10 protein-coding genes are annotated in these 14798 nt (G+C 45.5%); all 10 read right to left on the reverse strand.

The features are described 5' to 3' along the window. Positions 1 to 194 precede the first annotated feature (194 nt). On the reverse strand, positions 195 to 1745 hold the full coding sequence (cls, locus tag H8716_RS08755) for a cardiolipin synthase (RefSeq protein ID WP_249308201.1): 1551 nt from the start codon (positions 1743 to 1745) through the stop codon (positions 195 to 197). Then, a complete protein-coding gene (locus tag H8716_RS08760; RefSeq protein WP_249308203.1) occupies positions 1742 to 2515 on the reverse strand; it encodes a diguanylate cyclase domain-containing protein in 774 nt (257 codons plus the stop codon). The genes cls and H8716_RS08760 overlap by 4 nt, the downstream gene beginning before the upstream one ends. A 29-nt stretch (positions 2516 to 2544) precedes the next feature. Continuing rightward, positions 2545 to 3912, reverse strand: a complete 1368-nt coding sequence (locus tag H8716_RS08765) for an NAD(P)/FAD-dependent oxidoreductase (protein WP_249308459.1) — start codon at positions 3910 to 3912, stop codon at positions 2545 to 2547. Positions 3913 to 4033: 121 nt separating this feature from the next. After that, complete coding sequence (locus H8716_RS08770; RefSeq protein ID WP_249308204.1) at positions 4034 to 4975, reverse strand: ABC transporter permease; 942 nt, start codon at positions 4973 to 4975, stop codon at positions 4034 to 4036. Next, positions 4975 to 6114 (reverse strand): ABC transporter permease, encoded by a 1140-nt coding sequence (locus H8716_RS08775; RefSeq protein ID WP_249308205.1) that lies wholly within the window; start codon positions 6112 to 6114, stop codon positions 4975 to 4977. The genes H8716_RS08770 and H8716_RS08775 overlap by 1 nt, the downstream gene beginning before the upstream one ends. After that, positions 6107 to 7648: an ABC transporter ATP-binding protein gene (locus H8716_RS08780; protein ID WP_330606536.1), complete on the reverse strand. Its 1542-nt coding sequence runs from the start codon at positions 7646 to 7648 to the stop codon at positions 6107 to 6109. Before H8716_RS08780 ends, H8716_RS08775 begins: the two co-directional genes overlap by 8 nt. Before the next feature lie 191 nt (positions 7649 to 7839). Continuing rightward, positions 7840 to 10281: a beta-mannosidase gene (locus tag H8716_RS08785; protein WP_249308206.1), complete on the reverse strand. Its 2442-nt coding sequence runs from the start codon at positions 10279 to 10281 to the stop codon at positions 7840 to 7842. Beyond that, the gene (gene yicI / locus H8716_RS08790) at positions 10259 to 12583 is read right to left on the reverse strand and encodes an alpha-xylosidase (protein ID WP_249308208.1); all 2325 of its coding nucleotides are present in this window, start codon (positions 12581 to 12583) and stop codon (positions 10259 to 10261) included. Before yicI ends, H8716_RS08785 begins: the two co-directional genes overlap by 23 nt. Before the next feature lie 418 nt (positions 12584 to 13001). After that, positions 13002 to 13859: a carbohydrate ABC transporter permease gene (locus tag H8716_RS08795; protein WP_249308210.1), complete on the reverse strand. Its 858-nt coding sequence runs from the start codon at positions 13857 to 13859 to the stop codon at positions 13002 to 13004. Between the two features lie 3 nt (positions 13860 to 13862). After that, on the reverse strand, positions 13863 to 14756 hold the full coding sequence (locus H8716_RS08800) for a carbohydrate ABC transporter permease (protein WP_249308212.1): 894 nt from the start codon (positions 14754 to 14756) through the stop codon (positions 13863 to 13865). Between the last annotated feature and the right edge of the window lie 42 nt (positions 14757 to 14798).

Consider the following 14798-nt stretch of genomic DNA (forward strand, 5'->3'; position numbering starts at 1 on the left):
AATTGCTCGCCCCTCTTACCGAGGTTACTTTATCCACTCGCTTAGTACCCTGCATTACTGCAACGCACCGAGTTTAGCTACACGGCTCACTGGCGATTACCGTGACCGGACTTACACCGGCTAGTGTGGTTCAGCTTCGCTGGACACACTGCATATAAAAAAGGCAGTGATCACACACAATCACTGCCTTTTCTTTACATCAGCGGACTGAACATCCGCAGGATGCATTCCCATCCCCGCAGTGCCAGTGACCGTTTCTGGCAGTATTTCTCGGTTACTTCCCGGCAGACCGGAAAGAGTGTTTCAAAATCATGTCGGACTGCTAACACTGCTCTGCATTTTGCAAACCAGCATGCATTCTCAAAGTGCAGATACAGGCTGCGGAAGTCCATATTGATCGTACCCACAACCGCCACTTCGTCGTCACAGACCATCTGCTTGGAATGAATAAAACCAGGTGTATATTCGTAGATCCGTATCCCTTCGGCTGCCAGACCTGCATAATAGCTTCTGGTAACTTTATAGATCAGCGGCTTATCCGGAATACCCGGCGTAATAATCCGCACATCCACGCCGCTTTTCGCTGCCAGTATCAGCGTACGCTGCATCTCATCACTGATAATCAGATACGGGGTGGTGATATAGATATATTTCTTCGCACTCTTGATCATATTCAGATAGACATTTTCCCCGGTACGCTCGCCATCCAATGGACTGTCAGCATAAGGCTGTACATAACCGCCCTCTGCTGAGCGGTAAGCTGGCTTTAACAGATACGGTATCGGATCTTCCTGTTCCTTCTGCGTGGCATTCCACATCTCCATAAAGATCAGTGTCAGGCTGCGCACTGCATCTCCTGTCAGTTTCACACCGGAATCTTTCCACTGTCCGTAAGGATGTGTCAGGTTAAAATACTCATTTGCCAGATTATACCCTCCGGTAAATCCGACTTTTCCGTCAATCACTGTAATCTTCCTGTGATCCCGGTTATTCATAAATACATTCAGAATCGGCATTAATGGATTAAACACCCTGCATTGGATTCCTTTTCGTTTCATTTTTTCCATGAAATCTTTATTGATGAAACCAATACTGCCCATATCATCATAGAAAACACGTACATCCAGCCCTTCTGCCGCTTTTTCCACCAGAATCTCTTCGATTCCTCTCCACGCAACGGAATCCTCAATGGCATGATATTCCATGAAAATAAACTTCTGTGCACGGCGCATCTCTGCCTTCTGCGCCTCCAGTGCCTGCACCGTGTCTCCGTAAAACTCCACATCCGTATTCTGATAGACCGGATATCCGGCACCTTTACGGAGATACTCTGATTGTCTGGCAAGACCTGCGTCGACATTTTCCAACTTATCCACAGTTGTCTCATCCTGTGGTAACAAATGTGCATAAGCCTTATGTACCTTGTCAAACCACTTCCGCATTGGTCCCAGAGCTCCTGTTCGTCCAAACATCAGATACAGGCATACACCCAGGATCGGAAACAGTTCAATCAAAATAATCCAGGATATCTTGTAAGCAGAATTAATCCGCAGTCCATACACGCGGAATACCAGCAGCAATGCCAATACACTTGCCAGTGTGGAAATTGCCGCATAATACTTCGTCAGTCTCACTGCCAGCCCGATGATCCATGCTACCTGAAGCAATACAGCAATTGCCACCATCACCAGTCTCCTGACACTGTTTTTTGTACTTATCTTTGCTTCTTCTGTCTGTCCTTTCATGCTAATCCTCTTTTACCTTCTTTCACTCCTTCAATCGGAGATAATACAGAAAACATATTGTCCATCATATCATCATAAAATACATACCGTCCTCTGCCGCCGCGTTTGGCTGCATAAAGTGCCTTATCTGCCCGCTTAAACAGAATGTCATATTCCCTGATACTGTTTCCGGTTATACTGATTCCCATACTGATCGAGATCGGAAAATGTTCGTAATTTCCCTTCAGTATTTGAAAAATACGTTCTACCACAGGCTCTATATCCTCATGATATTCCAGTATAATCAGAAACTCATCCCCGCCAATCCGTACTGCCAGGTCCTCTTTGCGCAGCACACTGTGCAGAATCTTTGCTATGTAAATCAGCACGTCATCCCCGAACTTATGTCCATAAGTGTCATTGGCGAGTTTGAAATAATCCAGGTCAAAAATGATAAATGCAAACTCACTTTCTTCCTTATAGTGCAGCCGTTCTTCGATTCTCTTTCTTGCAGCTGCGTGGTTCAGGAGTCCTGTCAGTGGATCCAGTGATGCCTGCTTCTCCAGGCGCTTTAACTGTGCAGAATAAATGGCTGTCTGCCCGGTCAGTACCAGGTACCTGTCCGGCCGCATCACACACAGATCTACACCACTCTTCTTTAGTAATTCAGCTGCTTCTCTTTCGTCTTTCGCCTCCAGAATCTGAAAACCATTCCGAAGGATATTCTTTAGTGTCGTCCGTTTTTCATTGGACTTCTCTATAATCAATACCCTTGGTTTTCCACCTGTCATATTGGCAGCCTCCATCTCCAATCATTTCATTATCCGTTTACAATTTTTCTTGCCACATAAACTCCACTTGCGGAAGCATGTGACAGGGAATGAGTTACCCCGCTTCCATCACCGATGACATACAATCCCTTATGTTTGCTTTCCAGGTTCTCATCCAGTTCTACTTCCATATTGTAGAATTTTACTTCCACACCATACAGCAGTGTATCATCATTGGCTGTTCCCGGTGCGATCTTGTCCAGTGCGTAAATCATCTCAATAATACCATCCAGAATACGCTTCGGCAGTACCAGGCTCAGATCACCCGGTGTTGCTGACAGAGTCGGTGTTACCAGTCCTTCCTCAATTCTCTTGGCATTGCTTCGTCTTCCTCTTACCAGATCACCGAACCGCTGTACAATGACGCCTCCACCCAGCATATTGGACAGTCTGGCAATGCTTTCGCCATATCCGTTACTGTCCTTAAATGGCTCGGAAAAATGCTTTGCCACCAGAAGGGCAAAGTTGGTATTCTCTGTACGTTTTGCCGGATCCTCAAAGCTGTGTCCGTTTACCGTTACGATGCCGTTGGTATTTTCATTTACTACACTTCCGTAAGGGTTCATACAGAAGGTACGTACATTATCCTCGAACTTCTCTGTACGGTATACAATCTTACTTTCATAAAGTTCATCTGTCAGATCTGAGAAAATCACTGCCGGAAGTTCTACACGGACTCCGATATCTACACGGTTGGACTTGGTCGGAATATCCAGTTCCTTACAAACTGTCTCCATCCATTTGCTTCCGCTTCTTCCAACAGAAATGATACATTTCTCACATTCATAGCTTTCTTTCTCTGTCACCACACGATAGCCGCCGTCCATGACTTCCACACTGCTTACCGGTGTATGGAAATGAAAATCTACTTTGTCCTTTAACTCTGCATACAGGTTTTCCAGTACCACATAGTTGATGTCCGTTCCCAGATGACGTACAGACGCATCCAGAAGCTTTAACTTATTCTGCATACAGACTTTTTTCAGCCCGGTTCCGGCTGTCGAGTACATCTTCGTTCCCTCTCCACCATGTTTTACGTTGATCTCATCTACGTACTTCATCAGATCCATGGCTTCCTTTCTGCCGATATATTCGTACAGGGTTCCGCCAAAGTCATTGGTAATATTATATTTTCCATCTGAAAATGCGCCGGCACCACCGAAGCCGCTCATAATCGCACAAGTCTTACACTTGATACAGTTCTTTACCTTGTCGCCATCGATCGGGCAGTGACGCTTTTCCAGGGAATATCCGGATTCAAATACTGCAATTTTCAGATTTGGATTTAATTTTACCAGTTCATAAGAGGAAAAAATTCCTCCAGGGCCTGCGCCCACAATAATCACATCATATTTCATCATTGTTCTCCTTTAAAAAATCCGCCGAACGGATGTCTGTTCTGAGAGTTCGCTACTATTCACAGTAACAAGAGTTTCTCTTCTGTCATCACGCCGGCGGGCTGTTATTAGTTCATCTGTGTTATCTTTGTCCTTTATCGTACGGAATACCTTCGGCCTTTGGTGCCCTTGATTTCTGGGAGGTAAATGCCAGAACAATAAGGGAAATAATATATGGCAGCATATTGTATACCGTACTTGGAATGTGCAGGGCTGCCAGAGCTCCGAAACCATTATATACATTAGACAATGCCCGGAACATTCCGAAAAGAAGGGCTGCCAGACCGATATTGACTGGCTTCCACTGTCCAAAAATCATAACTGCCAGAGCCAGGAATCCAAATCCTGCCACACCATTTTCAAACTTCCATTCGCTTACACCGGCTGTAATATATACGATTCCGCCCAGTCCTCCCAGCACACCGGAGATCAGCACACCCGCATAACGCATCTTCTGTACGTTAATACCTACAGAATCCGCTGCCTGAGGATGTTCTCCACACGCCTGAAGACGAAGTCCGAACCGCATCTTATATAATACTACATAAGAGATTATTAATGCAAGCAGTGCTACCAGCATGAACCAGTTAAATTCAAAGCCTCCGATTCTGACCAGTAATGCCTTCTTGGTAGCAATATAGGATACAGTAGAAGATACATTATTCGGATCTGCTGCCATGTTGATAGCTCTTACCACAACAACTGCCGCTGCCGTTCCCAACAGGTTCAGGGCGGTACCGACCAGGGTCTGGTCTGCCTTGAAATTAATGGCTGCCACTGCAAGGAGCAGGGAATATACCATACCAACCGCAATACTTGCCAGCATAACCAGCAGAATAATTACCACTGCCGGCAGATCCGGTGAAAGGAAGCGCAGCATCAGTGCTCCTCCCAGAGCTCCCATAACCATGATACCTTCCAGTCCGATATTAATAACCCCACTGTGCTCGGAAAAGCATCCACCCAGTGCCACCAGAATTAAAACGGAAGCAAATATTAATGTATATTGAATCAGAAGTAACATTATGCTTCGCCTCCCTTCTCTTCTTTCATCGCACGTTTTTCGTCTCTCTTATCCAGCATGTGGTTCATCCACAGTTTGAAGAAGAATACGAAACCGCACAGGTAAATAATCAGTGCTGAGATAAAATCTGAAATCTGGGAACAGTACATAGACTTATCCACGTAAGCGCCCCCACTGGTAATGTGCTGAATAAAGTAGGAGGAGAAGATCGCTCCGATCGGATGCAGACCTCCCAGGAATGCTGCCGCGATTCCGTTAAATCCCATACCAGGGACACTGGTCTGGGTTACTGCCCACTGTTCCACACCTGTCAGGTAGTAGAAGGATGCACCCAGCCCTGCCAGAGCACCGGCGATCACCATGGTCAGGATGATATTGTATTTTTCCTTCATACCACAGTATTTTGCTGCCTGTTTATTCAGACCGGTGGCTTTCAGTTCATATCCAAGTTTTGTTTTTTCCAGAAGTATCCATACCAGAATCGCAACGATTACAGACAATGGAAGGGCAATGGATACGTATTTATTATTTGCAAATAATTTTTCCAGTCCCAGTGTAGGCAGAGCTGCTGCCGCATTGGTGGATCCCAGTGCCAGAGAATACGGGCTGGACGGATCTTTTACTGTGGATAGCAGCATGTTTACCACATACAGGGAGATCCAGTTCAGCATAATACAGGAAATAACTTCGTTTACATTGCAGTATGCCTTCAGAATACCGGAAACAGCTGCCAGAGCTGCTGCTACGACAATTGCTGCCAGCACACATACATACCACGGCATCTTGAATCCCAGTGCAAAATACAGGCATGCACCTGCACCTGCCACATACTGTCCTGCTGCTCCGATGTTAAACAGCCCCACCTTGTAGGCAAACAGCACGGACAGAGAGCACAACAGCAGCGGACACGCTTTCACCAGCGTACTTCCGAAATACTGTGTCGCCTTTACGACTGACGGGTAATACATAAAGTTCTTTAAAATCGCAACGATGGCTCCCGCTGCACCTGCCGGATTGATAATAAGTAATACAACATAACCAATCAGAAGACCTATGATAATACAGATCACGGACGCAATCAGAGACTGCACTGCCCCGTTTCTCAAAAGGCTTCCTTTGGATTTCTCATTGTTATTCATCCCTTAAGGCCTCCTTTCTCTTTGCGCCTGCCATGTACAGACCAAGTTCTTCTACTGTTACTTTTTTCGGATCGAATTCTCCTACAATCTCGCCTTCGTACATAACAAGAATACGGTCAGATACATTCATAACCTCATCCAGTTCCAGGCTGACCAGAAGCACGCCCTTGCCTGCGTCTCTCTGTGCCACAAGCTGGCTGTGGATATATTCAATCGCACCGACGTCCAGCCCACGGGTTGGCTGCACTGCTACCAGCAGTTCCGGATCCTTGTCAATCTCACGGGCAATGATGGCCTTCTGTTGGTTACCTCCGGACATAGATCTGGCAATCGTAATCGGTCCCTGACCGGAACGTACATCGTACTGATCAATCAGTTTCTTGGCGTAAGAACGGATAGCTCCTTTTTTCAGGAAACCACCTTTGCTGGTAAACTGTGGTTCAAAATATCTCTGCAGCACCATATTGTACTCCAGGCTGTAATCCAGCACCAGACCATGCTTGTGACGGTCTTCCGGAATATGGCTCATACCCTTTTTGGAACGTTCACGGATGGATGCGTGGGTGATGTCTTCCCCATTCAGGATGACTTTTCCTTCTTTTAACGGCTCTAGTCCGGTTAGTCCATAGACAAACTCTGTCTGTCCGTTTCCATCAATACCGGCAATACAGACAATCTCTCCACGGTGAACCTGAAGGGATACGTTATTCACCGCATTGTTCTTATGGCGTTTGGATGCTACGGTCATGTTCTGCACATCCAGTACCACATCTCCCGGTTCACATTCCTTCTTCTCTACTGCAAAATTCACATCTCGCCCAACCATCATGGCAGACAGTTTTTCCGGCGTGGTATCCTTAGTCTCAACGGTACCTACATATTTACCCTTACGCAATACAGTGCAGCGGTCGGATACCTGCATGATCTCTGACAGCTTGTGCGTAATAAACAAAATACTCTTGCCCTCTGCTGCCAGGTTTTTCATGATCTTCATCAGTTCCTGAATCTCCTGCGGAGTCAGAACAGCCGTCGGCTCATCAAAAATCAGGATCTCATTATCCCGGTACAGCATCTTAAGGATCTCGGTTCTCTGCTGCATACCTACGGTAATGTCTTCGATCAAAGCATCCGGTTCTACCTGCAGTCCATATTTTTCAGATAACGCCATAACCTTTTTCCGCGCTTCTTCCTTCTGCAGGAATCCATGCTTCGTAGTCTCTACACCAAGAATAATATTATCCAGGACACTGAAACATTCCACCAGCTTAAAGTGCTGATGCACCATTCCAATTCCCAGATCATTGGCATCATTCGGATCCTTGATCTCCACTTTCTTTCCGTCCTTGCGGATCTCTCCTTCTTCAGGCTGATACAGACCAAATAATACACTCATCAAAGTAGACTTACCAGCACCATTCTCTCCCAGCAGTGCGTGGATCTCACCCTTTTTTAACTGCAGTGTAATATTATCATTGGCAATAATGCCCGGAAAACACTTTGTAATATTCAGCATCTCAATGGCATAATTTTCCAATTCCCCCCTGCCTCCTTCCGTGTATGTTTTTACGCATAAATCTATAGCAAGTATAACATAAAACATACCTGTTGTCGAAGTCTTTTCCGGTAAATTTGCATAAGAACCGGATAGCATCGTTACTGTAAAAGCACCGAAGGCACCCGAATATCCCGGATGCCTTCTGGTTTTCTCATTTATTCTGTTATCTTCTAATGAATGTCATAGACACTTCTCAGACGGAGAACGGATGGATCCCCTGCTTCGATCTTCACTCTCTTCGTTCCTGCGTTCATGTCGAAATAGTTATCTGACAGAATCAGGTCTTCGTTTTCATTCAGGATCTCTACGCTCTTGGCATAAGCAGATGCAGTAATCTCAATCTCATCACCGATTACTTTTGCAGTAAGCTGTGGATCCTGATAACGGAAGTACTTCGGATAAGAGAAGTTCACGGTGCCTTCGGAGATGATCTCTCCGTCTTTTTCCATCTCATAGCTGATATATTCTTCGTAGATATTGGCTTCCGGGAATTCTTCTTTGTCCAGCCATACACTGGTCAGTGCCGGAACATGTACCTCCGTTTCGCCGCTCTTTATGATCTCCGCGGAGGCTTTTCTAAGTGCCCAGCGGACAGTCACATCCATATCTGTGCGGGTCTCGTTAGCCACATTCAGACGGATGGATTTTTCAAAATCAAAGTACTGACGGTTCAGGTCTTTGCCGGCTGTCATCAGTCCCTGTTCCTCGCAGGAGAGCATCAGCGGCGCAAAGAATCGTTTTGCATAGTAATGCAGTGCTTTCAGTCTGCCGCAGTAATCTACAGAAGACCAGGAAGCTACCGGCCAGCAGTCATTGAACTGCCAGTAAATGGCTCCCATACAGCGTCCGCGGTTCCGGCGGAAATGTTCTACGCCATATCGAATACCGTCTGCCTGCAGAAGCTGAGATGCATACAGCACCGTAGTAAATTCAGACGGATAGCGGTAGGTCTGCTGCATGTAGTTCATGATCTTGCCATTGGCACTGCCGTTTCTCTGATGCTTTTCCATTATATAAGAGAAAATATTATAATCTGCCGGATCATCACTGATCTTTTCAATGGTCTTCATGGTCGGGAAGGACTGGAAACCAAACTCTGACAGATAACGGAAATAATACTTACGGTATTCGGTAAATGGCTTATTACCATGCCATACCTGCCAGTAATGCACATCTCCTCTGTTCGGATCCTGCGGGTCATCGAAACTTCCGCCTGATGATGGGCTGGATGGCCAATAGAAGGTGTTCGGATCATATTCTTTCAGAATTTCCGGAATGATCCGTTCATACATCAGGATATAATCACGCACTTCTGTCTGCTTGGTAACCCACTCATTATGCTGAGCCACAAAGTCTTCCATCTCGTTATTGCCACACCACAGTCCCAGACTGGCATGATGGCGAATTCGTTTTACATTATCAATAAACTCTGCCCTGATATTTTCTTCGAATTCTGGTGTCAGATCATATACAGCACAGGCAAACATGAAGTCCTGCCATACCACCAGACCCAGTTCATCACACAGATCATAGAACCAGTCTTCCGGATAGTATCCGCCGCCCCATACACGAACAGAGTTATAATTTGCCCAGATACCCTTTTCCAGAAGTTTTCTGGTAGTCTCCGGTGTGACACGTCCGAGGAGATGGTCTTCCGGAATGTAGTCAGCACCCATGGCAAAGATGTCCACACCATTGACTCTACAGTTGAAGCTTTCGCCCCACTGATCTTTTTCTCTGTGCATGGTCATCGTGCGAAGACCAATTCGTCGGCTCCATACATCCAGCTCTTCTTCCCCGCGCAGGAGAGTTACTTCTACCTGATACAGATTCTGTTCACCGTAACCATTTGGCCACCAGAGCTGTGGATGCTCTATAGTCACAGTTCTTGGATCCCGGCTGTCTGCCACAACACTGCCATCCGGCGCAGTTACTTTTACATGATATTGCCAGTCCTGTCCGGTCTTTTCCAGTTCTTCGATCTCAACGTCCAGATGAAGCAGCACTTTATCAGTCAGATGCTCCTGTGTGATGTATACACTGTCAATTCTGGCTTCTTCCACACCCAGCAGGTTTACCGGGCGGAACAGTCCGGCATCCGGAAGATGTGCACCCCAGTCCCATCCAAACATGCAGTGTGCCTTACGAATGTTGACGAATCCGTCCATGGCATCTTCTGATCCGTGAGTCTGGCTGATCTGAAAAGCTTCTGCGATGTATTTAGTCGGAGAATGGAATACCACCCGAAGTTCGTTACCTGTCTCGTGGATCATTCCAGTCACATCATATTCCCAGATACGGTGCATATTGCATACTTCTCCCAGCTTTGTGCTGTTCAGATACAGGTCTGCAATCGTGTCAATTCCGTCAAAATGAAGAATCTGGTGTTTTGCCTTCATTACTTCCGGCTCACAGTCAAATACGGTATGGTATTCGTAATCTTCATCCATCAGTTTCAACGCTTTGTCTTCATTATCCTTGAAAAAAGGATCTTCCATCTGTTCATTGCGCAGCAAATCTGTGTAAACAGTTCCGGGAACCACTGCTTCCCAGAATTCTTCATCTCCCACACGGCGCATGCTCCAGTTCTTATTTAATTTCTGTGCAAACATGCTGTTCTCCTCTCTCAATGGTATATTCAGTTTTTTCTGTTCCCATATACAGTGTCAGCTTCATCAGCGGCATCGGCTTCTCAGAAGTCAGTTCAATCTTCTGACCTCTTCTCTTTGCACGGATCACATTTATAATGTTTCCATCCACATCCGGTACTTCACACACTGCTTCCGCACCATTCTGAAGCTGGTACAACATGAGATCCATCTGATTCTCGTAGTCATAATCTGGCTTATGATTTTCCCGTCCTACCGCCAGCAGTGTATTTTCTCTTACATACAACGGCAGTGAGAAGTAATCATAAGTATCTTCCTGCCAGCAGCCGCCTCTTCTGACTTCTCCGCTGAGCAAATGGGTCCATACTCCCTTCGGCAGATAATACTGGCATACGCTGTCTTCTCTTAAGATCGGTGCTGCCAACAGTGCATCTCCCAGCATGTACTGGCTGTCCAGATAAGCCACTGCAGGATCATTCATATATTCAAATACCATCGGACGCATCATCGGTGTGCCTTCTTTGTGAGCTTCAATGGCTTTTGCATACAGATAAGGCATCAGTCTGCATTTCAGCTTAGAGAAATGAGCCACTACATCGCAGGCTTCCTCATCAAACAGCCACGGTACACGATAGCTTCCTGATCCGTGGAGACGGCTGTGGCTGGATAACAGTCCGAACGCTGCCCATCTCTTATACAGATCCGGTGTCGCGGTACTCTCAAATCCGGAGATATCATGGCTCCAGAAAGAGAATCCACTCATGGCAAAGGACAGTCCGCCTCGCAGCGTTTCCGCCATAGATGGGTAGTTTGCAAAGCAGTCACCTCCCCAGTGTACCGGGAACTGCTGACTTCCTGCTGTCGCACTTCTGGCAAACAGTACTGCTTCCTGTTCTCCCTTTACTTCTTTTAACAGGTTAAATACCGCTTTATTATATAAGAAGGTATAGTAATTGTGCATTGCATGTGGATCACTGCCATCGTGATATACCACATCTACCGGAATACGCTCACCAAAGTCGGTCTTGAAGCAGTCAACTCCCACATCCAGAAGGGTGCGTAATTTGTCTGTATACCATTTCACTGCATCCGGATTGGTGAAGTCCACAAGTCCCATTCCTGCCTGCCAGTTATCTGTCTGCCATACGCCCTTTCCGTCTGCACGTTTCAGCAGATAACCTTTTTCTGCGCCCTCTTTAAAGAACGGTGTGCCCTGTGCAATATAGGAATTAATCCATACACAGATCTTCAGTCCCTTGTCATGATATCTCTGAATGGTTCCCTTAATATCCGGGAAGCAGTCCTTGTCCCATTCAAAGTCACACCAGTGGAATGCTCTCATCCAGAAACAGTCAAAATGGAATACTCTCATAGGGATATCTCGCTCAAACATACCGTTGATAAAAGAGCTGGTGGTTTCTTCATTATAATTGGTCGTAAAGGATGTGGACAGCCATAATCCGAAAGACCATGCAGGCGGAAGTGCCGGTCTGCCCAGCATTGCTGTATACAGATTCAGGATCTCTTTTGGTGACGGACCATAGAAAAATACGTAATTCAGCTTTTCGCCCGGTACAGAAAATCCCACATATTCTACTTTTTCGCTGGCTACTTCAAAGGATACCTGATCGGTGCTGTCTACAAATACACCATATCCCTTATTGGTCATATAAAAAGGAATGCTCTTGTATGCAATCTGAGATGCGGTTCCGCCATCTTCATTCCAGGTATCTACTGTCTGACCGTTTTTCACAAATGCGGTAAAACGCTCGCCCAGGCCATAGACACATTCTCCTACGGAAAGAGACAGTTCGTTCATCATATATGGATGATATTTTTCTGTCAGATAATTTTCTTCTCCAAACATCGTACTCGGCTGTCTATCCCAGCGGATCAGTCCTATGTTACGCAGATTACAGGAAGTCAATACCTTGCCGTCTGCTTCAAATGCATAGGAAAACTGCTTCCGGTTCACACGAACCTGCAACACACCCGTATCCATGAGAGCTTCATCCTCAGTGATAGTAACTGTTGCTTCTCCGATCTCTTCTGTCTTCTCAAACTGTGGCAGATGCGCATCGTATCCTTCATAATGCCATGCGCTGACTGCGATGGTGCGGTCATTGCGTGCCACAAATTCTATAGTAATCGTCGGCATATTCAGAGTGCCGCCTCTGTCATTCGTATGAGCTGCCGGTGCCACGATTCGCATACCGCCCGGAATCTCATCTACATAATAAGCTTCTGTTGCGAACAGACCATTACTTCTCTCACTTCTCAGCCAAAATCCTTCTGTAAATTTCACGCTTTTTACCCTCCTGAGTTTATGTCTCTCTTCATTATTACTATGAATTCAAGAATGCCTCGGCATTCTTGCTGCGAGATGCGCGTCATGCAAAGCATGACATATTTCTTTTGCGCATCTCTGCAATCCTGCCGGAGGCTATATCAGATGAGGGATTGACTCCCACCACTGATACTAATTTGCTCCTCGCCACCTAAAGGACGCCACTGAAAAAGTCCTTATTTTGCGCAAAGTAGCACAAGATAAAGTATATTTATATGTTTTGCGCTACTATATATTGTATGTAAAAACAGTTTTTCAGTGGCGTCCCTAAAGAGGTGGGAGTCATCTCACATCTGATATATCTGTTGACAAGTTACTTTTTCTTCTGAACGCGATAAGGCTGTCACAAGAATCTCTTGCGGCAGCCTTTGTCGTGTTAACCTTTTACAGCTCCTGATACCATGCCTTTGATGATCTGTTTGCTGAAAGCGAAATATAGCACAACGATCGGGGCCATCGTAATCAGCATGGCAGCCATCTGTTTTGGATAATCAGATGCGAACTGTCCCTTAAACTGTGTCAGTGCCAGAGGTACGGTCTGCAGACCTACACTCTTAATCAGTACCAATGCGAAAGAAAATTCATTCCAGCAGGAGAATACCTGAATAATTGCCACAGTAACCAGGATCGGTTTGCAGATCGGTAAAATTACCTGGAACAGAGTCTTGCTGAAGGTACTTCCGTCAATTGCCGCTGCTTCCTCCAAGGATACCGGTATACCCTTCACATAACCTTCCACCAGGAAGATACCCATTGGAAGTCCAAAGGATATATATGGTAAAAGCAGTGTAAACCAGCGGTTGGAAAGTCCGCAGTTACGGAATACTACATAGATTGGTACCAGCAGTGAGTGTACCGGAATCAGCATACCCATCAGGAACATGGCATACAGTACACGGTTCAGCTTGAAACGTACTCTTGCAAGAATGTAACCTACAACATAACTGAACAGTACAATCAGAACAATGGAAAGTACGGTAGTACGTACACTGTTCCACATGGACTCGCCCAGATGATAATCCTTATTGGTCAGAATTCGGATATAGTTGATCAGTGTCGGACTCTTTGGCAGTCCAATGATATCCGCATTAAATGCACGTTTTTCCTTAAAAGAAGAATACAACATCCATACCAGCGGGAAAATACAGCTCAGTGAGAAAATCCAGAGAACCAGATTCATGAAAAATCCGCCGATCAGTTTACCCGGTCTGTTTGTTTTTGCTTTTTTATCCATGTTCTATGCCTCCTTTTCTCTGGTCAGTCTCTTGATCAGTCCCTGAGATCCGCCGATTACCAGGAGTGATAATACGAAGATCGCTACAGAAATACAGCTACCATATCCCATGTTTGTCTGACTGAAGGATACCTGGTATCCATACATTGCCATAACCATAGAAGCTGTTCCAGGACCACCCTTGGTCATAACATAGATGTTATCAAATGCTTTCATGTTACCAGCTACACACAGGGTGATACAAACCAGCATAGTGTTCTTAATCAGTGGTAAAGTAATATATAATGCCTTCTGGAAACCATTGGCTCCATCGATCTCTGCACTTTCAAAGATCTCTGTATCAATAGAAGATACTGCTGAAAGAATGATAACCATGTAATAACCTATGTACTGCCAGATCAGTGGGATGGATACATACAGCATAACCCACTTGGAATTGTTCAGCCATACCTGACACAGATCCGGTCTGCCGATGGCTTTCAGGAACCAGTTAATGATACCGTACTGATTGTGGTAGATCATATTCCAGATCAAACCGATACAAACTGCTGCAATCGTACTTGGGAAGAAACCAAAGGTACGGTGAATCGTTTTGAATTTCACCAGCTTGGAATTTACCATCATAACCAGAACAAAAGCAATACCAACCTGACCGATGATACAGATGACTACCAGATAAATGTTATGTCCGAATGCAGTCCAGAACGTTCCGTCATGGAATAACTGTGCATAGTTGGAAATTCCGGAAAATGTCTTTACCGGACCTCCTTTCCAGTCAAAGAAGCTGTAAAACAGCGCTGTAATCAATGGCACAAATACGGTAAACACAAATAATGCCACCGGAACCAAAAGATAGAGAAATATGGTTTTTTTACTAGGTTTTATAGTACTTAGCATCGAATCCTCTCCTTCCTGATTTGTAGATTCATCATATAAGAA

Origin of the sequence: Jingyaoa shaoxingensis (assembly GCF_014385005.1) — a bacterium.
GTDB classification, from domain to species: Bacteria; Bacillota; Clostridia; order Lachnospirales; family Lachnospiraceae; genus Marvinbryantia; species Marvinbryantia shaoxingensis.